Annotated in this window: 18 protein-coding genes and 1 pseudogene; 9 read left to right on the forward strand and 10 right to left on the reverse strand. The window is 65.3% G+C overall.

Translation table 11 applies throughout. From position 1 onward, the window contains the following. Positions 1 to 19 precede the first annotated feature (19 nt). From BM252_RS25125 to BM252_RS25155, 7 genes are all read left to right on the forward strand, one after another. Positions 20 to 1,942, forward strand: a complete 1,923-nt coding sequence (locus BM252_RS25125) for an amidohydrolase (protein ID WP_093390413.1) — start codon at positions 20 to 22, stop codon at positions 1,940 to 1,942. A gap of 148 nt (positions 1,943 to 2,090) precedes the next feature. Continuing rightward, complete coding sequence (locus BM252_RS25130) at positions 2,091 to 2,498, forward strand: DoxX family protein (protein ID WP_245774440.1); 408 nt, start codon at positions 2,091 to 2,093, stop codon at positions 2,496 to 2,498. Between the two features lies 1 nt (position 2,499). Further along, entirely contained in the window at positions 2,500 to 3,177 is a 678-nt protein-coding gene (locus BM252_RS25135) for a YoaK family protein (RefSeq protein WP_245774436.1), read from the forward strand. A 125-nt stretch (positions 3,178 to 3,302) separates the two neighbouring features. Then, positions 3,303 to 4,076 carry an EAL domain-containing protein gene (locus BM252_RS25140; RefSeq protein WP_093390414.1) on the forward strand — a complete coding sequence of 258 codons (774 nt, stop codon included), beginning with the start codon at positions 3,303 to 3,305 and terminating at the stop codon, positions 4,074 to 4,076. A 208-nt stretch (positions 4,077 to 4,284) separates the two neighbouring features. Beyond that, positions 4,285 to 5,307 (forward strand): phospholipase, encoded by a 1,023-nt coding sequence (locus BM252_RS25145; RefSeq protein WP_093390415.1) that lies wholly within the window; start codon positions 4,285 to 4,287, stop codon positions 5,305 to 5,307. Positions 5,308 to 5,318: 11 nt separating this feature from the next. Next, on the forward strand, positions 5,319 to 6,746 hold the full coding sequence (locus tag BM252_RS25150) for a peptidylprolyl isomerase (RefSeq protein ID WP_093390434.1): 1,428 nt from the start codon (positions 5,319 to 5,321) through the stop codon (positions 6,744 to 6,746). Beyond that, positions 6,743 to 7,333 carry a hypothetical protein gene (locus tag BM252_RS25155; protein ID WP_139236744.1) on the forward strand — a complete coding sequence of 197 codons (591 nt, stop codon included), beginning with the start codon at positions 6,743 to 6,745 and terminating at the stop codon, positions 7,331 to 7,333. The genes BM252_RS25150 and BM252_RS25155 overlap by 4 nt, the downstream gene beginning before the upstream one ends. A gap of 195 nt (positions 7,334 to 7,528) precedes the next feature. Here the strand turns inward: BM252_RS25155 and BM252_RS25160 are convergent, their stop codons facing one another. From BM252_RS25160 to BM252_RS25175, 4 genes are all read right to left on the reverse strand, one after another. Further along, positions 7,529 to 9,928, reverse strand: a complete 2,400-nt coding sequence (locus tag BM252_RS25160) for a hypothetical protein (protein ID WP_093390417.1) — start codon at positions 9,926 to 9,928, stop codon at positions 7,529 to 7,531. Further along, positions 9,925 to 10,764 carry a DUF3142 domain-containing protein gene (locus tag BM252_RS25165; protein ID WP_245774437.1) on the reverse strand — a complete coding sequence of 280 codons (840 nt, stop codon included), beginning with the start codon at positions 10,762 to 10,764 and terminating at the stop codon, positions 9,925 to 9,927. Before BM252_RS25165 ends, BM252_RS25160 begins: the two co-directional genes overlap by 4 nt. A 111-nt stretch (positions 10,765 to 10,875) precedes the next feature. Beyond that, positions 10,876 to 13,032 (reverse strand): UvrD-helicase domain-containing protein, encoded by a 2,157-nt coding sequence (locus BM252_RS25170; protein ID WP_093390419.1) that lies wholly within the window; start codon positions 13,030 to 13,032, stop codon positions 10,876 to 10,878. Positions 13,033 to 13,081: 49 nt separating this feature from the next. Then, positions 13,082 to 14,170, reverse strand: coding sequence for a LacI family DNA-binding transcriptional regulator (locus BM252_RS25175; protein ID WP_093390420.1), 1,089 nt, complete (start codon positions 14,168 to 14,170; stop codon positions 13,082 to 13,084). Positions 14,171 to 14,451: 281 nt separating this feature from the next. On the opposite strand from BM252_RS25175, the gene BM252_RS25180 reads away from it, so the two are divergent. Together BM252_RS25180 and BM252_RS25185 are read left to right on the forward strand one after the other, a co-directional pair. Beyond that, the gene (locus BM252_RS25180) at positions 14,452 to 15,702 is read left to right on the forward strand and encodes an Hsp70 family protein (protein WP_093390421.1); all 1,251 of its coding nucleotides are present in this window, start codon (positions 14,452 to 14,454) and stop codon (positions 15,700 to 15,702) included. A 130-nt stretch (positions 15,703 to 15,832) separates the two neighbouring features. Further along, positions 15,833 to 16,462: a 3'-5' exonuclease gene (locus BM252_RS25185; protein WP_174900677.1), complete on the forward strand. Its 630-nt coding sequence runs from the start codon at positions 15,833 to 15,835 to the stop codon at positions 16,460 to 16,462. Positions 16,463 to 16,472: 10 nt separating this feature from the next. On the opposite strand, the gene BM252_RS25190 is transcribed toward BM252_RS25185, so the two are convergent. The 6 genes and pseudogenes from BM252_RS25190 to BM252_RS31485 all read right to left on the reverse strand — a co-directional run. Next, on the reverse strand, positions 16,473 to 17,417 hold the full coding sequence (locus BM252_RS25190) for a pyridoxal-phosphate dependent enzyme (RefSeq protein WP_093390422.1): 945 nt from the start codon (positions 17,415 to 17,417) through the stop codon (positions 16,473 to 16,475). Further along, on the reverse strand, positions 17,380 to 18,612 hold the full coding sequence (locus tag BM252_RS25195; RefSeq protein ID WP_093390423.1) for an MFS transporter: 1,233 nt from the start codon (positions 18,610 to 18,612) through the stop codon (positions 17,380 to 17,382). Before BM252_RS25195 ends, BM252_RS25190 begins: the two co-directional genes overlap by 38 nt. Before the next feature lie 47 nt (positions 18,613 to 18,659). Then, complete coding sequence (locus tag BM252_RS25200; protein WP_245774438.1) at positions 18,660 to 19,184, reverse strand: alanyl-tRNA editing protein; 525 nt, start codon at positions 19,182 to 19,184, stop codon at positions 18,660 to 18,662. A gap of 14 nt (positions 19,185 to 19,198) precedes the next feature. Continuing rightward, the gene (locus BM252_RS31855) at positions 19,199 to 19,426 is read right to left on the reverse strand and encodes an alanyl-tRNA editing protein (RefSeq protein WP_245774439.1); all 228 of its coding nucleotides are present in this window, start codon (positions 19,424 to 19,426) and stop codon (positions 19,199 to 19,201) included. Beyond that, positions 19,426 to 20,037, reverse strand: a complete 612-nt coding sequence (locus BM252_RS25205) for a serine O-acetyltransferase (RefSeq protein WP_174900678.1) — start codon at positions 20,035 to 20,037, stop codon at positions 19,426 to 19,428. Before BM252_RS25205 ends, BM252_RS31855 begins: the two co-directional genes overlap by 1 nt. A 27-nt stretch (positions 20,038 to 20,064) precedes the next feature. Next, positions 20,065 to 20,253 (reverse strand): annotated as a pseudogene (locus BM252_RS31485) (IS1595 family transposase); the annotation flags it as partial.

Consider the following 20,253-nt stretch of genomic DNA (forward strand, 5'->3'; position numbering starts at 1 on the left):
CACCCCGGAGTCCCCCGACATGAGCACTAACAGCAGCACCACCCATCCGGACCTGATCCTGCATCGCGGCCTGTTCACCACGCTGGACCGAGGCAATCCGCACGCCGAGGCGGTGGCCATCAAGGACGGTCGCTTCAGCCGCGTCGGCCGCGCCGACGAGATCATGGCACTGGCCGGCCCGGCCACGCGCGTCATCGACCTGAAGGGCAAGCGCGTGCTACCCGGCCTGATCGACAACCACATCCACATCATCCGTGGCGGCCTCAATTTCAACCTCGAACTGCGCTGGGACGGCGTGCGCAGCCTGGCCGACGCGATGGCCATGCTCAAGGCGCAAGTGGCGATCACGCCGGCGCCGCAGTGGGTGCGGGTGGTGGGCGGCTTCACCGAACACCAGTTCGTCGAGAAGCGCCTGCCGACCATCGAGGAGCTCAACGCGGTGGCGCCGGACACGCCGGTGTTCATCCTGCACCTGTACGACCGCGCGCTGCTGAACGGTGCCGCGCTGCGTGCCGTCGGCTACACCAAGGACACGCCGGAGCCGCACGGCGGCCAGATCCTGCGCGACGGCGCCGGCAACCCGACCGGCCTGCTGCTGGCCAAGCCCAACGCCGCCATCCTGTATTCCACGCTGGCGAAGGGGCCCAAGCTGCCGATGGAGTACCAGCTCAACTCGACGCGCCACTTCATGCGCGAGCTGAACCGGCTAGGCGTGACCGGCGCGCTGGACGCCGGCGGCGGCTTCCAAAACTATCCCGAGGACTACCAGGTGATCCAACAGCTAGCCGACGCCGGCCAACTGACCATCCGCCTGGCCTACAACCTGTTCACGCAAAAGCCGCAGCAGGAAAAGGACGACTTCCTCAACTGGACCAAGAGCTCGACCTACCAGCAGGGCGACGACTACTTCCGCCACAACGGCGCCGGCGAGATGCTGACCTTCTCGGCGGCCGACTTCGAGGACTTCCGCCAGCCGCGCCCCGACATGCCGGCCAACATGGAGGACGACCTGGAGGGCGTGGTGCGGGTGCTGGCGCAGAACCGCTGGCCGTGGCGCATGCACGCCACCTACGACGAGACCATCAGCCGCGCCCTCGACGTGTTCGAGAAGGTCAACCAGGAGATCCCGCTGACGGGCTTGAACTGGTTCTTCGACCACGCCGAAACCGTCTCCGACCAGTCGATCGACCGCATCGCTGCGCTGGGCGGCGGCATCGCCGTGCAGCACCGCATGGCCTACCAGGGCGAGTACTTCGTCGAGCGCTACGGCCACGGCGCGGCCGAGGCGACGCCGCCGGTGGCCAAGATCCTGGCGGCCGGCGTGAAGGTTTCGGCCGGCACCGACGCCACCCGGGTCGCCTCGTACAACCCGTGGGTGTCGCTGGCCTGGCTGGTCACCGGTAAAACCGTGGGAGGCATGCAGATGTACCCGCGCGCCAACTGCCTGGACCGCGAGACGGCGCTGCGCATGTGGACCGAGAACACCACCTGGTTCTCCAACGAGGTGGGCAAGAAGGGCCGCATCGAGGTGGGCCAGCTGGCCGACTTGATGGTGCCGGACCGCGACTTCTTCGCCTGCGCCGAAAGCGAGATCGCCGACATGAGCGCGCGCCTGACCATCGTCGGCGGCAAGGTGGTCTACGCCTCCGGCGAGTTCGCCGAACTCGACCAGGCGCCACCGCCGGCCATGCCGGACTGGTCGCCGGTGCGCCGCTTCGGCGGCTACGCCGGCTGGGGCGAGCAACTGGGCCGTGGCGCGGCAGCGCGCAAGGAGCAAGAGAAGCAGGAACTGCTGCGGCGCCAGCAGCAGGCCGCCTGCGGCTGCGCCCACCAGTGCAATGTGCACGGCCACCAGCACGCCACCGCCTGGACCAGCAAGCTGCCGATCGCCGACCTGAAGGGCTTCTGGGGCGCGCTGGGCTGCGCCTGCTGGGCGGTGTGAGATGGAGCGCGACGCCATGAACCGACCGCCGCAGCAGGCAACGCAAGCGCCAGCGCGGCAAGCCGCGCAGCAACCACGACCGCAGGCAGCGCAGCGGCCACCACACCAGCCAAGTGCGGCGCTTGACGGCCAGGGTTTCGCCGGCCGCCTGCGCGCGCTGGCCGGTGCGCCCGCAGTGCGCTGGCTGTGTTTGCTGTTGTTGTGCGCCGCCTACCTGCAGGGCGGCTTCAATAAGCTGAGCGACTTCGCCGGCGCCGTCGGCGAGATGCGCCATTTCGGCCTGGCGCCGGCCTGGCCGTTGGCGGCGCTGGTCATCGCCGGCGAGCTGGGTGCCTCGGCGCTGATCCTGAGCGGCTTCCATCGCTGGCTCGGTGCCGGCTTCCTGGCGCTGTTCACGCTGGCCGCCACGCTGGTCGCCAATCGCTACTGGGAGATGGCCGGCATGGAGCGCTTCATGGCAGCGAACAGCTTCTACGAGCACCTCGGCCTGGCCGGCGCCTTCCTGCTGGTGGCCTGGCACGACCTACAAGGGCCGGCCCCGGCCGGGCGGCGCTGACATGGCGGCCAGCCAGGCGCCGGTCGGCGCGGCGCCGATGGACGGCCCGCTGTTGGGTTTTGTCGCCGGCTATGTCGACACCCTGTGCTTCATCGGCCTGTTCGGCCTCTTCACCGCCCATGTGACGGGGAACTTCGTGCTGATCGGCCGCGCCCTGGTGCAGCCCAACCACGACATCCTGCTCAAGCTGCTGGTGTTCCCCGTGTTCGTGCTGTTCGTCGGCCTGACGCGGGCGCTGGTGCTGCGCTGGCAGCGCCTGGGCGCGCCGGCGCTGCGCAACTGCATGCTGCTGCAGTTGCTGCTGCTGTTGGCCGGCGCCGCGTTGGGCTGGCTGGCGGCGCCCTCGGCCCGGCCTGGCGCGCCCGTCGTGCTGTTGACCGGCATGGTGTGCGCGGCGGCGATGGCGGTGCAGAACGCCTACGGCAAGCTGTTGATGCCGGGCGGGGCCGCCACCACGGTCATGACGGGCAATGTGACCCAGCTGGTGATCGAGCTGGTCGACTGGCTGCGCGGCCACGGCGGCGCCCGGGAGCGCGCCGCCGTACTGTGCTGGCCGGTGCTGGCCTTCGCCGGCGGCGCCGTCGCCGGCGCCTACGCCTTCGTGCTGTGCGGCTTCGCCGGGCTGTTAGTGCCGAGCTTGCTGCTGGCGCGGCTGGCGTGGCGGCGCGGCGAATACTGAGGTCGGCGCGCAACAATCCGTCCGCCGCCGCCGATCTGCACTACAATCGGGGTCGTATTTGGCGTTGCGCCATGCCGCGTCGCGGCCATGGGCGGTGCGCCGTTTCCCACCCCGAGGTAGCACCCATGATTCCGATTGCCCCCAACGAAGCCGGACCCGCCGGCTGCGGCCAATGTAAGAGCGAGGTGCCGCTCGGTTTCGACTTCGAGTACGCCTACCAGCCCATCGTCGATCTGCATACTTCCAGCGTTTTCGCCCATGAGGCGCTGGTGCGCGGGCCGAACGGCGAGTCGGCCCAGTCGGTGCTGGCGCAGGTGAACGACAGCAACCGCTACCAGTTCGACCAGGCCTGCCGCGTCAAGGCGATACGCGGCGCGGCCGAGCTGGGCATCCAGGAGTTGTTGTCGATCAATTTCCTGCCGAACGCCGTGTACCGGCCGGAGGCTTGCATCCGCAGCACCTTCAACGCGGCGCGCGAGTACGGCTTCCCCATCGAACGAATCATCTTCGAAGTGACCGAGGGCGAGCAGGTGGCGGACCGGGCGCACCTGGTCAACATCTTCCGCGAGTACCGCCGCTTCGGCTTCAGCACGGCGATCGACGACTTCGGCGCCGGTTACGCCGGCTTGAACCTGCTGGCCGAGTTCCAGCCCGATATCGTCAAGATCGACATGGAGCTGGTGCGCGACGTCGACAGCAGCCGGGCCAAACAGGCCATCGTGCGCGGCATCGTGTCGATTTGCACGGCGCTGGACGTGCGCGTGCTGGCCGAAGGCATAGAGACCCCGGCCGAGCGCGATTTCCTGCGCGCGGCCGGCATCGAGCTGATGCAGGGATACCTGTTCTGCCGGCCCGCCTTCCGCGCCATCGGCGTGATTGCGCCCGGGTCGCTGGCCTAGCGCGCTTGGCTGACCGTAGCGGTCCTCAAGGGCCAACGAGCGTTGGTAGCGCTATCCCAACACTGTTGTAAAAATTACAAAGCAGTAGTGCGTTTGCTCTAAAATACCCGCCATTTCAATGCCATAAGAGCAACTCCGCGATCCATTTTCTGTTGTAGACTTGTTGCCTTGCATCAACTTTCTCAATAAAAAACAATCAGGGGTAAAGATGAAATCAGCGATTTTGGCGGCCGGTCTGGCCCTCGGCGTATTGGCGCAGGCGCCGGCCCAGGCCTGGCAGCAGGAGACCCACCGCCGCATCGTGCTCGACGCGATCGACTACATGAAGGCCAACCCGGCCAGCACCAACTACGCCAAGCTGGCCGCCGGTGTGACGCGCGCCGGCTACACCATGGACCAGTTCGCCAAGGCGCTGGGCCAGGGCGCCTACGACGTCGACGACTTCGCCGACACCTACCTGTGCGGCGCCTCGACCGGCAACTGCCAGCAGGCGCCGGTGTGGGGCGCCGGCGCCAGCATCGTCAAATACACCTCCTACTGGCACTTCCAGAACCACACCTCGGGCGCCGACGTGCACGGCAACCCCTTCGGCGGCTACAACTACGCCAAGCTGGCAGTGGCCGGCGACGTCGACAACATGGCCGCCGGCTGGCTGTACGGCGACTACCTGGACGACGGCGCCGGCGGCCTGAAGGGCTTGTTCGGCGACAGCAGCAAGTACAACAGCTACGGCGTCACCGAGGCGCACTACCGCCTGGGCGGCAGCTCCAACGCCGCGCAGTACGCCGACTTCGAGACGGCGCCGTTCCAGCCGATCGACAACCTGGGCCAGTACTGGTGGCAGCAGTTCCTCGCCCAACCGACCGCGCAGACGCTCGGCTTCGTGCTGCACACCACCGACCTGCTGCAGCCGCACCACACCTGGACCTCCTCGGCGCACGACCACGGCGGCTGGGAGCAGTGGGTGCTCGACTACTACGAGAAGGAAAACCTGAACAATCCGGCGCTGGTGACGGCGGCGCTGGCCGATTACACGCCGGTGCCGGCCGACGGCATCGACATCCGTCCCTTGTTGACCCAGGGCGGCACCTACTCCTACGCCAACGGCGGCATCGTGCTGTCGTCGAAGGACCAGGCCGACCGCAGCCGCGTCGGCCGGCAAATGATTCCGCACTCGATCGCCATGGTGGTCCACGTGCTGAACCGCGCCGCCGAACGGCTGGCCAATTGATCGAGCGGGAGATGAGCTTGGCGGCGGAGTCGGCGCCGCTCGCCGGCCGGCGCCAACGGCGCCCGGTGGACTCGCCGCGTGCCCTGTTGGGCGGGCTGCTGCTCGGCCTGACGTTGGCGGCGGCCCTGCCGGCGAGCGCCGAGGTGAACTACGCCGTGCGCGACGCAGCCCTGGCGGCGCGCGTCAACGGCGCGCCGCTGCACGCCTTCGCCCTGGACACCGCCTGGCGTCTGGCGCGCGCCAAGCAGCCGCAGGTGTCGCGCACGGCGGTCCTGGAGACCTTGATCGGTGAGCGACTGCTGGCCGCCGCCGCGCGCAAGAGCTATGGCGAGGCGGCGCTGTATTCCGGCCAGCGGGTCGGCTTCGCGCAGGACGTGGCGCTGGACGACCAGTTGGCCGGCAGTCTGCGCGGCCTGTACGGCAAGGAGCTGGAACAGGTGCTGCTGCGCCTGCCAGGCGGCAGCTTGAACGGCGTGGTCACCGAACGCCCGGCGCTGGACGGCGCGGCGCTCGACGCGGTGTTCGGCAAGCCGGGCCAGCTGCGCCTGGAGCTGGCGCTGGGCGAGCAGCAGCAGACGCGGGCCAAGGCCATCGTCGTGCTGCGCTACGCCTTGCCGAACGGCGGTAAAGGCGCGCTGAGCTTGTACGATATCTACCGCCGGCAGAACGTGCAGGGCCGCGCCCAGCTGTTCGCCCGCCAGGCCGACTTTGTGCAGCAGCAGGCGATGCAGAGCCTGGCCGCGCTGTTCGTGCTCGACTGGGCGCGCGGCCGCTTCGGCGCCGCCGCCGTCGACGATCTGCGCGGCGTGTTTGCCGACCAGGAGGCGGTGCTGGCCTTGCAGCGGTTGCACGGCATCGGCATCGACACCGATTCCGGCAGCCCCCTGCTGGAGCAACTGGCGCGCCAGGTGGGCGCGGCCGAAGTGCAGGCGTACTATAAGCAGCACCAAGAGGAGTTCGTGCGCATCGAGCGGGTCAAGGCGCGGCACATCCGCCTGCCCGACGAGGCCAGCGCGCAGGCTGTGTATGGCGAGCTGCGCGCCGGTGGCGACTTCGCCGCGCTGGCGCGGCGCCACTCGCGCGCGGCCGACGCGCGCAACGGCGGCGAACTCGGTTGGATCAAGCACGAGGGCAAGCCGGACTGGTTGGCGCAGCTGGCCTTCGCCCAGGACAAGGGCGAGGTGTCGCGGCCGGTCCGCGCGCCGGTCGGTCCGCACGACCCGGCGTATTGGGAGATCGTGCTGGTCGAGCAGCGTGTGAACGGCGTGCAGGCGGCCGACTCGGAGGCGGTGCGCTATGTCGCCAGCAACGCGGTGGCGCGCGAGAAGGCGCTGGCGCAGTTGGCCGCGCTGCGCGCGCACGTGCTGCGCGAGGCACGCATCGAACTCAATCGCCGCGTGTTGGACCAAGCTTTGCAGCTGTTGGAGAAGGCATCATGAAACCATTTTATGGACTGGCGGGCTTGTTGTTGCTGGGCGCGGCGGCCTGGTGGAGCTGGCCGCAGCAGGCGGTGCTGGCGCCGTTGGCGTCGTCCGGGGCGGCGCGGGACGGCGCCGCGCCGGCCGCCGGCGCGGCCGCCGGTTCGGCGGCGGCCGGGCAGTGGTTCGCCGCCATCGCCGACGACGAGCGGGAGTTGAAGCGGGTGCCCTTGCCGCCGCTCGAGGGCAACCGTTCGGCGTGGTTGAGCATGGCCGAGGCGCGCGAGCACGGCGACAGCCGCACGCCGCCGTTGCAGCGCGACGAGGCGCCGGCGCAGCGCGCCAGCGCGGCCCAGCTGGCCGACCCGCAGGCCTACCGCCAGTATGAACAGGGACAGAAGCAGCGCATGCTCGGCGCCTATGTGGCGGCGGCCGACAGCGAGCTGCCGGCCCTGCGCGCCGACGTCGAGCGGGCCAGGGCGGCCGGCCTGCCGGCGGCCGACATCGCCAAGGTGGAGGAGAAGATCCGCCGCATCGAGGAGCAGCGCCGTATCGTCGTCAAGGACAATCCGGGCCTGGCCGCCGCGCCAGCGGCGATCAGGCGCTAGGATCGCTGGCGCTTGGGACGCGGGCGGTTTTTTTACCCCGCACCCCGATGCACCACGGGGTCTGACCCCATTCGGGGTCAGACCCCTTTGCTTGCGGGGTAAGGCCGGCGTTCCGCTAATCCAGCGGTGCCGACCCCAATGTACCGTTGGGTTTGGTCGGCGTTTTGCGATCCCTAAATTCCCCCCATTATCCGGCTAGTAGAAGTAGGGCGTCTTACGCGCCCACTCGTCGCCTTTGTAGCGCTTGTGCAGCAGGTTGAAGGCGTTCTTCGACAAGGCCTTGGCGTCGGCATCCAGGCAACCGCCACGGGTCGACTGCACCACCACGTGCAGCAACCATGGCAGGTCCGGGTCGGCCGGCACTGCGGCGGCACGCTGCAGCACGTGGGCGCCGACGAAACCGGTCGAGGTGGGCAGGGCGCCCAGGCTCGCCATCTCCTTGCCGCGCGCGTCGGCGCGGCCGGTCTCCGGCGCCGGTGGCGACAGTTCTATGTCGGTGTCCGGCGCGCCCCAGCCGGCGGCGCCGGTGGGGATTTTGCACCACAGGTCGGCCAGCGCCTCGGCCTTGTCGCGCGGCTTGCTGTCGGCCTCGACGCGGCTGCCGTTGACGACCGGCGACAGGCCGTACCGCAGCGCGCTCAACACCATCGCGTGGCGCCGCGCCGGGGCGGCGGGCAGGGCGCGGTATTGGCGCATGGCCTCGGCCAGGGCCGGCGCGGCCTGCGCCAGCTGGGCCGCCTGCAAGGCCAACTCGCTCTGGCCGAGCAGGTCGGCGCGCATCCAGGCGGCCACGGCGATGCTGGCGCGCAGGCCCGCGTCGAGTTTCGGATGGCCGGCCAGGGCGAGCAATTCGGCGGTGCTCAAGCCGCCGTTGAGCCAGCGCAGGCCGTCGGCCGCAACCTGCGGCGGTTCGGCGGCGCGCGCGCTCTCGCCGGTGTCGGCGTCGGCGCTGCGGCTGACGGTGCGCAGCAGGTAGTTGGCGGCGTCGGATGGCGAGGCGGCCACGGCGAAGCGCTCCTGCAGGAACAGGTTGCGCGCGTTCGACGAGGCGCTGGCCGACAGCGCCGGGCTGGCCAGCATGGCGTCGCCGATGGCGCGTGCTTGTTCGGCCTGGCCCTTGATGCGGTAGTGGCGCGCCAACGCGTAGCGCAGGGTCAGGTATTCGGGCGAACCGGCCGGCACCTTGAGCGCGGCCTGCTCCAGGTCGGCCGGCATCTGGCCGGCCTTGACGGCGGCGGCCACCAGCCAAACACGGGCCTGGCCGGCGTCGCCGCCGCGCTTGCGCCACTGCTGCAGCGCGTGGGCACGCTGCGGCGCACAGCTGGCGTCGGCCGCTTTGCCGGTGGCGGCGCCGGCGCCGTCGTTACTGTTACCGTTGCCAGCATCCGGGGGCGGGCCGCATTGCTGCAGTGTTTGTATCCAGTCGATGAAGCCGGTGGCGCCGCGCAGCTGTTGCGACGCGGCCTGCTTGTCCTTGCTGGTCCATTCGGACAGGCGGTCGTCGGCCAGCACGCGCCAGTCGCCCAGGTGGTCGTCCAGGTACGGATCGGCGTGCGGCTCGTCGAGCAGCCTGCTGAGCTGCTCGAAGCGGGCCTGCGGCGTCAAGCGCACCTGCATGGCGCGGACGACGGCGCGGCTGGCCTCGTGCAGGCTGGCCAGCGCCGGATCGCGCTGGATCTTTTGCGCGGCGACGGTGATGGCGGCCAACCGGTCCTCCTGCAGTCCGGCGGCGCCGGCCTTGGCCAGACGCGCTGCGGCCGGGTTCTGCTCGGCCGCTTGGCCGGCGGCCTGGCTTGCGGCTTGGTTGGCGGCTTGGCTGGCGGCGCGCGCCAGCGAGCGCAGGTTCAAGTAGTCGCCCCATTGCCGCAACGGGTGGTCGGCAGTGGCGCCGATCTGGGCGAAGCGCTGCGCGCTGACGGTGTAGTTGCCGTCGTAGAAGGCGGCGGCGGCCAGCTGGTATTGCTGCATCTGGCGCCAGTACAAGGCCTCGCCGGCGGGCAGCTCGGCCGGCGGCGCCAGCACCACCTTGGGCGCGCCGTAGCCGCGCTGCTGCGCGTCCGGGTCGTCGCCGCAGAACTTGAACACCTGGCGCTGGCTGGCCACCCAGGCCGCCAAGCGCGCCGGCGTGGCGTCGGCCCGTTTGGCCAGCCCGTTCAAAGTGTCGGTGGCGAAGCTGTAGGCGCCGGTCGGGCAGTTCAAATAGCCGCGTGCCAGCATGTCGTTGTCGTTCTTCGGCGCCGGGGCGCGCTTGAGCGCGCTGCCGACGGCGCCCTGCCAGGCGGCGTAGACCTTGGCGCCGTCGCCGGCGTCGAGCCAGCCGCCGGCCTTGCTGCCGAGGGCGCGCTCCAGGCCGCCGCTGCGGTTGGGCTGGGTCTTCAATTCCTGCGCGCCGAGGGCGATGGCGCGCCAGGCGGCGTACAGGTACATCCGTTCAAAGCTGGGCAGCAGCACGCCGAGTTCGCCGTTTTGGTAGCGGGCCGGCGCGATGTCGCTGGCGCCACGGTTGACGAAACGGTCGTAGGCGTCGCCGCCGCTGGCGGTGGCGGCGGCGCAGGCCAGGGCCGCGCAGGCGGCGGCGATCAGGCGTAGCATCATGGGGTGGTCCTCGATTGGGAAACGATTTGTGTGGGGGTGAAGGTGGAGCGGCGCCAGGCGCGCCGGTCGAACCAATAGCGTTTGGTGTAGCGCGCCTCGACCTCGGCGCTGAACGGTTCCTGCGGCGAGAAGCCGGCGGCGCCGCCACGGCAGCGCTGGTGCAGCCGCTCCGGCTGGTGTTCGATCAGTTCGCGCAGTTCGGCGCTGTCGCGGCCCATGCGGAAGAACATCGGCACCACCTCGTCGGCGTCGAGGTTGTCGAGCCAGGCGGGCGAGCGGCACCACCAGGTCAGCGCGGTGACGCTCAGGCGCATGCGCGGCGGCAGCGCGGCGCGGATCTGCCGCACCAGCGAGTGGTAGAACTGGCGCTGCGAGGGTTTGGCCTCCATGTCCAGCTGGACCCAGCCGGAGCTGCTGTCGGCGGCGGCGTCGAGCGCGGCGCCGACGATCAGCGCGCGGCTGCCCTCGATGTCCTCGGGCGGGTGCACGGTGCTCACTTCGACGTGCAGCACCGGCGTGACGCGGGTGCCGGCCGCCAGCGCCGGCTGGCGCATGCGCGGCCGGGTGCGGATGGCGGCGCCGCTGAGCAGCACGTGGCGGTGCAGCACGGCCGCCTCCTGGGTCGACCAGGCGGGCAGTTCGGCCTCGTCCCACAGCCAGGCGATTTGTTGCGCGGGGGCGGGGCGCGCGGCGCCAAGCAGGGCGCACAACAAGGCGGCGGGCAGGGCGCGCGGCCGTTGGGTGAGCAGGGCGGCGAATAGCCGGGGTGGGCGGGCAAGGCCGGCGCTGCCGCGAGGCGGGCGTCGGCTGGCGGTACAACTGGGGTCAAGCTGCATGGTCAGGCGATTTCATCTCTTCGCGCCCCTGCCGGGTGCCGGGCGCTCAAGACGAAATTGTAACCGATACAACTGTGCGCAAAAGCCAAGCGCGCCGTATCAAGTCGATTGCTAGCCGCGGATCCAGCGGGCGAACGGCTTCGGGTCCAGGCCGGCGGGCACGAACCAGGCCTTGCGCGCCAGGTCGTACTCGGCGCCCAAGGCCTTGACCTCCATGCGCTCGTGGAAGGTGGCGCTCAGGTACAGGCGCGCCGGCGCGGCGGGGCGTGGCCGGTCCTCGTTGCGGCCCAGCGCGGCGTCGGCGGCGGCCATGGTTTTGGCCAGCCGCATCTGCGCGATGAAGGGGCTGCGCTGCAGCGGGTCGCTCGGCGAGAGCAGGGTCAGGCGCGCCTTGGCGCGGGTGGCGGCGACGTAGAACAGGTTCTCCTCGTCGCGCAGCGCGCACAGCGGGCTGGGGAACTCGCCCACCTCGAGGAAGGGTAGCAGCACGTGGGCGTATTCCTTGCCCTTGGCGTTGGCGACGCATTCGATGGCCACCACGTCCTTGTCGCGCTTGCGGCTGGCGAAGGCCTCGCTGGCGTTGATCCAGGCCCAGAAGTCGCGCAGCGACATGCCGGTGCCGGCCGCCGCCGCGAGGAAGCCGGCCAGCGACTTGGCCACCACGCTGGCGTCGTAGGGCCGCACGAAGATGCGCCGCGCCGCCGTCTCCAGGTGCATCTGCGCGCAGACGGCGCGCAGCGCCTGCTCGGCGTTGGCCTCGGCGCCGGCCTCCTTCAGGCTGGCGATGACCTCGGTGATCTGCCGCGCCGCCGCGCGCGACTGCTCGCGTTCGTCGCTGCTGATGTAGGCGCTGAAGAAGTCGCGCAGCAGCTGCGGGTCCTTGGCGATGGCGAACTTGGCCTGCTCCATCTTCTGCGGCGTCAGCTCGACCTCGGCGAAGATCGCCAGCGCCTCGACGATGCCGGTGCGCACCTCGTAGGATTTGACGGCCTGCAGGTCGTCCAGGGCCAGCGCCATCATCCCGCGCAGGAACAGGATCTCGTCGCGCTGCAAATAGCCGGCCATCTCCTGGGTGCGGTAGCCGATCTTGGCGCGCATCAGCGCGTTCTCGATGGCCACCGACTGGTGGCGGTCGCGGATCAGGATGGCGCAGCCGTCGAGCGGGTTGCCGTCGCGCTTCCACTGTGCCAGCGCGGCCACGGCCTGCTCGGCGCAGGCGTCGTGGCCGGCGGCGTTGTCGTAGTGGCCGTCGCGGATCTCGGTGCGCAGCGGCAGGTTCGAGTCGACCGGCTTGTGCTTGAACTCGGCCATGGCGTAGGCCAGGTGTGGGCCGTGGCGGTAGGTGTAGGTGAGCGGGTAGCGCACCAAATTCGGATAGCTGTGGCCGAAACGGTGGCGCAGGAAGTCCTCGCTGGCGCCCAGCTTGGCGTGGATCACCTGGTCCTTGTCGCCGGCGCCGACGAAGAAGCAGCTCGGCTTGGCGATCAGCGCGTTGAGGATGCGGAAGGCTGCCTCGTTCAAGTCGTGCAGCTCGTCGCAGACGACGACGCGGTAGGCCGCCATGTCCTGCGCCAGGTCGGGCATGGCCGACAGGCTGCGCGCCAGGTCGTAGGTGGCGTCGAAGGGGCCGCGGAACAGCGCGCCCTCGCGGCTGCCCAGGCGGATGCGCTCGTATTCGGTGGCGACCAGGAAGTCGGTCAGGGTCATGTTGAGCTGCTCGGCGCACTCCTCGGGGCCGAGGTAGTCGACGTCGACCTGCTCCAGCGCCATCGTCGCCTTCAGGCTCAGCTGCACGTCGAGGAACTGGCTCAGCGCGATGTTGTGGGTGCGCAGATCCAAGTCTTCATACAGGCCGCCGAAGCGCGCGCCGGCCTGCTCGATGGCGGCCAGGGCGTAGGGCTTGAGTTGGCGCGGCTGCGGGCAGGCCTTGGCGTCGTCGCTGTCGATGCGGGCCAGCTCGCGGGCGGCGAAGTCCTCGAAGGTCAGCACGGCGATGCGCGCCACGGTGGCGTAGGGCACGCCGACGTCGAGCAGGCGCTGGCGCATCACGTCGCGCGCCTCGGGGGTGAAGGTGAGCGCCAGGATCTGCTCGGGCGCCAGCTTGCGGGCGATGGCCTCGCCGATGCGGATGGCCAGCGTGGTGGTCTTGGCGGCGCCGGCGTTGGCGTCGATCAGCACCACCTTGTTCTGCGCCAGCTGGATGGCGGTCTGTTCCGGGGTGGGGCGCAGGCCTTGCGGGATGAAGCGGGGGAGGTTGGGCTCATTCATTGCGCCCATTATACCGGCCGGCCCGCGCCGGCGGGCCGGCGCCGCGCCCTCAGGCGGCCAGCGGCTGCGGCTTGAGCGCGACCAGGCGGGCGGTGGCGCCGGCGATGAACTGGGCGCCGAAGACGCGCCGCTCGGCCTGGGTGTCGTGGCTGTCGATCAGGTTGGCCAGCAGGTCGGCGGCGGCGGCGGCCATCTTCTGCATCGGCTGGCGCAGGGTGGTCAGGTTGTAGCTGAGCCAGTTGGACGGCTCGACCGCGTCGAAGCCGGCCACCGACAGCCGGCCCGGCACGTCGATGCCGAGCTCGTGGCGGGCGCAGTCGAGGCAGCCGATGGCCATCACGTCGTTGCCGCAGATGATGGCGTCGGGCGCCCGGCCCAGCTGGGCGATGACGGCGCGCAGGCCGTCGGCGCCGCTGCGGTAGTCGTGGTTGCCGGTCACCACCACCGGCGGCGGCAGGCCCAGCTCGGCCAGCCGCTCGCAGGCGGCCTGGCGCCGCTCGGCCGAGGCGCTGGAGTCGGCCGGGCCGTCGACGATGGCGAACTGGCGGTGGCCGGCCGCCGCCAGCCGCGACACCAGCATGCGGCTGGCGTCGCGCTGGTCGCACAGTACGCTGTTCACGCTGTGCATGCGCTGGTCGGAGGCGGCGCGGTTGAACATCACCAGCGGCACGTGGCGCCGCTCGAACTCGCCGATGTGGGCGTCGCTCAGGCCGGCCGAGGCGATCACGCCGTCGACCTGGTATTGCCAGACGTCGGCCAGGGCCTGGTCGACGTCGGCCTCGCGCGCCAGGTTGAACAGCAGCACGCGCTTGCCGTGGCGCACCAGTTGCTGGCTCAGCTCGGACAGCGCCTCCGGGTAGTACAAATTCGTCAGGTTGCTGATGATGACCGCCACCATGTTGCTGCGCCGGGTGATCAGGCTGCGCGCGGCGGCGTTGGGGATGTAGTCGAGCTCGGCGGCGGCGGCCATCACGCGGGCGTAGGTCTCCTTCGACACGCTGGCGCCGGGCTTGAAGCAGCGCGACACGGCCGACTGCGACACGCCGGCCGCCAGCGCCACGTCGTAAGAGGTGACGCGGCGCGCCTCGTGGGCGGTGGCGCTGGTGGGCGGACTTGGGGGCGGCTTGGCTTTTTTCATCGTCTCGGTGTGCGCGAACGGCCGCTGCGGGACACGGTGCGTGGCGTCGGCGGCCTCTCTTATACGGTCGAGGATAGCCGAATGTATTACTTTGTGGCAATGCCCTGGGGGATGCTTGCATGAAATAACCTTCGGGAGCGCACAAGAAAGGTGCAAACTGCCCAATTCGCCCCCAATGGCCGTGGAAAGTTCGGCCGCGGTGTGCACCGGGCGGCGCCGGGTCTGTCGGATCGGAAAATTATCTGATACAATCCCGCCCCTTTATCACGTGAAGGGTCGACATGGCCATTGCTTGCGGCGTCGATTTTGGCACGTCAAATTCCACAGTGGGCTGGGTCCGCCCAGGTCACCCGGTAATGCTGGGTCTCGAGGACGGCAAGACCACCTTGCCGTCGGTCGTCTTCTTCAACGCCGAGGACGAGGAGGTCAGCTTCGGACGTGCCGCGCTGGCCGAGTACCTGGCCGGCTACGAGGGGCGCCTGATGCGCTCGCTCAAGAGTTTGCTGGGCACCAGCCTGATCGACGGTCAGACGGAGGTGGGCGGCCGCGCCTTGCCCTTCCGCATGCTGCTGGCCCAGTTCATCGGCGAGATCAAGCGCCGCGCCGAGCAGTCGGCCGGCCGCGAGTTCACCTCGGCCGTGTTCGGCCGCCCGGTGTTCTTCATCGACGACAGCAAGGCCAACGACCAGCTGGCCGAGGACACGTTGGCCGAGGTGGCCCGCTCGGTCGGCTTCAAGGACATCGCCTTCCAGTTCGAACCGATCGCCGCCGCCTTCGACTACGAGTCGCAGATCGCCCGCGAGGAGCTGGTGCTGATCGCCGACATCGGCGGCGGCACCTCGGACTTCTCGCTGGTGCGCCTGTCGCCAGAGCGGGCCGGCAAGGCCGAGCGGCGCGACGACATTTTGGCCAACGGCGGCGTGCACATCGGCGGCACCGACTTCGACAAGTACCTGAGCCTGTCGGCGGTGATGCCGCTGCTGGGCTACGGCAGCCGCCTGCGCAACAACAGCGAGGTGCCGTCGAGCTACTACTTCAACCTGGCCACCTGGCACACCATCAACCTGGCCTACACCAAGAAGATGTGGACCCAGCTGGCCGACATCAGCCGCGACGCGGCCGAACCGGACAAGATGGGCCGGCTGCAAAAGCTGATCGACGAGCGCGCCGGCCACTGGCTGGCGATGAAGGTGGAGGAGGGCAAGATCGCCCTGTCGGCCGACCCGGTGGTGCAACTGGCGCTGGACCGGCTCAGCCCGGCGGCGACCATCGAGCTGCGCCGCGAGGGCTTCGACGAGGCCATAGTCCACCTGGTCGGCTCGGTCGAGAGCACCGTGCTGAACCTGCTGCGCGACGCCGGCGTCAAGCCGGAGCAGGTCGACACCGTGTTCTTCACCGGCGGCTCGAGCGGCGTGCGTTCGCTGCGCGAGAAGATCGCCGCGTTGGTGCCGGGCGCGCGCAAGGTCGAGGGCGACTTGTTCGGCAGCATCGGCGCCGGTCTGGCGATCGACGCGGTGCGCAAGTTCGGCTGAGTTCCCTGGTAGGGCTTGGGCCGGGGAGATTGGCCGGGCCCGCCCGCTGCGGTACAATCGCGCTCTTTCGTACCGACCCACCGCGCGGCCCCGGCCGCGCCACCGTAGCTCCACCGCAAGGAAACGCGCAATGAATGTGTTCGACAAACCGATCGTCATGATCGACTTTGAAACCACCGGCCTGTCGCCCGACATGGGCGACCGCATCACCGAGGTGGCGGCGCTGCGCATCGTGGGCGGCCGCGTGGTCGAACGCTATGTCTCGCTGATCAACTGCAAGGTGCGGATTCCCTCCTTCATCACCGGCCTGACCGGCATCACCCAGGCGATGGTCGACGGCGCGCCCTCGGTGGCGCAGGTGATGCCGGCGCTGCTCGACTTCATCGGCGAGGACGCCCTGTCGGCCCACAACGCCAGCTTCGACGAGAAGTTCCTGCGCGCCGAGGCGGCCCGGCTGGGCTTGACGCCGGCGCACCAGGGGCTGGTGTGCTCGCTCAAGCTGGCGCGCCGGGTGTTCCCGCAACTGACGAGCTACAAGCTGGGCAACCTGTCCGGCCAGCTGGGCATCGCCTTCAAGAGCGCGGCGCACAGGGCCGAGTCCGACGCCGAGGTGGCCGCCGAGGTGCTGATCCACATCGGCCACCACATCGGCCGCACCTACGGCATCCGCGAGGTCGACCCGGCGTTGCTGCAGTCGGTCAACAGGCTGGCCGCCGCCAAGGTGCACCAGTTTTTGCAGAAGCAGGCGCCGCCGGTTTAAGCGCTGTCACTTACTGTCGAAAGTACCACAAACCATGATCGTATATCAGCGATAAAATTTTTCGGCTATTTGTGGCGCAGCCAGCAATTTTCCGTGCTACGGCAAAACAGGCTGCAGAGGTGTTGCCAATAAAGTAGCCGTGGGCGCCGGCGAACGCATTTTGGGCAGCTATCATCGTTGTAAAATCGACATTTACTCGCTCCGTCACTAATGACCAATCAAGCAAAGGTGGGCTGACGCCAACTGCAATTCCTTCGAAACGATGCTCAATAAATACGCCTCTTTGGCTATCGCAGCCCTCTGGTTCGACCAAAATTACCTCTACATCATAGTGAGCCGATAGTAAACTACGCGCGATTCCTGTGAGGCTGGCACCGGTCCCCGCACCGGCAACCAAAATGATTGACTCCACAGTAGGCCATCCTTGTAATTGGGAAACAATTTCCGCTCCCGTTCCATATTCGTGCGCTTTTACATTGCCCGGATTAGAGAACTGATCGGTATAGAAGTACTGTTTTCCTAAATTTTCGGCATTTCTCTGATGCCATTCGACGACCTCTCTTGGCGTAGATCCCGCTTTCAACATCTCGACGCCAATGAGTGTTGCACCGAACAATTCCAAACAGCGCCGCTTCGTTGGGCTAAAATTCAACCCTACTGCAAGTTCGACCGGCACGCCGAATTCAGAGCACGCAGCAATCAATCCAAATCCAAAATTGCCACCGGTTTTTTCAATGACGGTAGTTTGACCTTGGACTATGGAGCCCGATTGAAGCGCATCCTGAATAATATAGCGAGCAGCGCGCACCTTGTGACTTCCGCCTGGGTTATTGCATTCAAACTTTACCAATACTCCGGGCTCAACTTCTTGAAGATAACTTGGGGTTCCTCCAAAAATAGAGGTAGTCGAAAAATGATTATTTGGCCATTTCAGCTGATCTTTTTGATTCAACATGATGGGGCCCTTTCTGAAGTGTATTCCAACATAATGACATACCGATTAAACACAAAGGCACTACCATTATATTAGTGCCATTCCAACCCAATCCTGCCAATAACGGTGCCGGTAAAAAAGCACCTAAAGTGGCGCAGCCAGCAATTGCCGTGTCATTGATTCCTTGCCAGCAATGACGTTCTTGATCCAGTACATTCTGTACTAATACTGTCCCACCTCCTAAGTAAACAAAATTCCAACCTAATCCGACAAGAATAAGTGAAATTGGGAAAATATTATAGCTGACGTCCAACATTCCAAGCCCGGCTGCGGTGAGTAACATAGAAAAACCGGTGATTAATACTTTCTGCAAGCCAATTTTATTAACTAATGAATTAATAAAAAATGACGGAATAAACATTGCGAGAACATGAGCTTGAATTGCGCGGGAAATTGTATCAAAAGTACAAATATTCTTCATGACAAGCGAAGACTGAATCATAAGTAAATTCATCATGAAGTAACCGCTTGCTGATGAAAACACCGCTGTCACAACAAACATATTCCAGCGCCTAACACCAATTTGACTCGCAGGATTGAAATTTGCCGCTAAACTAATCCCGGGATTTAAGGGTTTCCATATTATCATAAGAACTAGGCTAAGCGCGCCAAACAAAGAAAAGGCTGCGTAGCACAGAGAGAATTCCTTATAACCGTCAAAATTGCGTAATAAGCTGGCGATGAATGGACCTGCGATTGCCGCCAGCACGCCTCCAGCGACGACAAATGATATGGCCTTGGCTTTTAGTTCTTGTGCTATATTGTCAACCGCTGCAAACCTATAAAAATTCGCACAGGAAATATATATTCCCATTAATCCATGTGATAAAATTAATAAAGAGAAATTTCCTTTATCTATTGAATAGTATCCAACCATGCCTGCGATGGTTAAGAAGATGGAGCCGATAGCAAACATGATGCGCCGTCCGTAACGGCGCATCAACATAGATACCGGATAGGTGAAGAGCATGACCGCGAAAAATTGAGTGCCATATGGAACTGTTCCCAAGGCTGCGGTGGAAGCTAGTTTCGCCCCTACCAACGCAGCGATAGTGACTGAAATTACGGCAACGGTTAGGTTGATAGCTTGCCCTAGTGTCAATAGATATGTCGCCCAAGGCACGCGGGTTAAATGCGATGATTGTATGGTTGCCATAGCTACTCCAAAGGATATCAAGTTAGCGGTATGGAATTTGGAATCGACTATTTGTGGTATCGATCAACATCAAAGATGGCTGCAGGAAAGTTGCACGATAGCCTTTCTTTTCCGGCACCAAGACTCTTGCGATGTACACTCAACAACCCAATTGGGGCGCAGCAGTCAACATGGGTTCCGCCGCAAGGTATAACGTGTTCCGCACAATGCCAAAATCTGACATCGGGGATAATTGAATGTGTACTTACGGATACTAATGAGTTTTGCTTAACAAATTGATTCGCACAGGCTTCTATTTGTGTGATTTCTTCGGGTGTAAATCGATCTTTTATTCCGAAATCAAAACGTGCAGAGTTGATTTTTATATGGCAGCCAAGAATAGATTTAACTGCATCGGGACGATGCATCCCAACTCCGATATATAATAAATGCGATGCGGTGTGACTAAGAGACAAACGGGAGCGCCGTTCAATATCGATGCTTACTATGACTTCAGAGCCAATTTCAAGTCCGGCCAACATGATTTGATCGTCAATGTGAACAAGATGCCAGATCACGCCATCCACCTGCACGTCTGGAAATTCCTTTAAACCGCTGAAATTTGTGTATATTTTTTTGCGCCTGTAAAACGAATAATGCGCCCATCTGGAAAAAAAATTGTACCTTGATCGGCTTCCTGCCCACCGCCTTCTGGAAAAGCGACCGTTGTGTCAAGTTCAATATAGTCCGGTCCTACTTTGATAATTTTTGCCGTTGCCTGAGAAAGATAGAAATCATCGTAGTATAATTTATTTGTCTGGCGGTCGAGTTTCATTATCCTTGACTCCATGTGTCCGGGAGGACTCGAAGATTATTGTCATTGCCATGGAAAATTACTTGCGTGCTTGTGCGCAATATAACTTTGCAATGAGACGCCACATTGTTGGTGACTGTACATTGTGGTCCAATAAATACATCATCGCCGATTGTAACGGGGCCAAATACACAAGCAAATGCACCAATTTGCACTCGATTACCGATGGTAGGGTGACGTTTTCCTGTTGAATTATTTGAAATTCCACGAGCGCCAAGGGTGACGCCACCAAGAACGTAACAGTCATCGCCAATTTCCACCGTTTCTCCAAATACAGTTCCAATCCCGTGATCGAGAATGAATCGTTTGCCAATTCGGCAAGCAGGATTCAGATCGGCACCGGAAAGTAATTTACCTCGGCTAGAGATAATCGATGCATATAGCGGAAAATCGGGTTTTAGATTTACATTGCAATAAAAATGGCTATTAATTTTGTGCGCAAGGCGATAGTGTAAAACCGCTTTGAACGAAGTATAGGCTTGGATGATTCGGAAAGAATCGTTATTGGCAGCAGGATATTTATTGGTAAATGCCTCAACATCTTCGGTCAATTCTAGCGCAACGTCGCTCAAGAGCGTTGTTCGATCCAATTTACCTGATTATGTTCTTACGTCAGCCTTTCCCAGCACCATCCATTTCGGGCACGGCCTCGTCTGCGCCAGCGCGACCGCCAGTCGCGGCACCATGGCGGCCATGTCGGCGCGGCGGTTGAAGCGATACTGGACCTCGGCGAGGTATCGCCGGGCATACTTCGCGAATTTAAACGCGTGGTGCGTCCCGGACAGGGC

The sequence above is a fragment of the Rugamonas rubra genome (assembly GCF_900114705.1).
In the GTDB taxonomy this organism is placed as follows: domain Bacteria; phylum Pseudomonadota; class Gammaproteobacteria; order Burkholderiales; family Burkholderiaceae_D; genus Rugamonas; species Rugamonas rubra.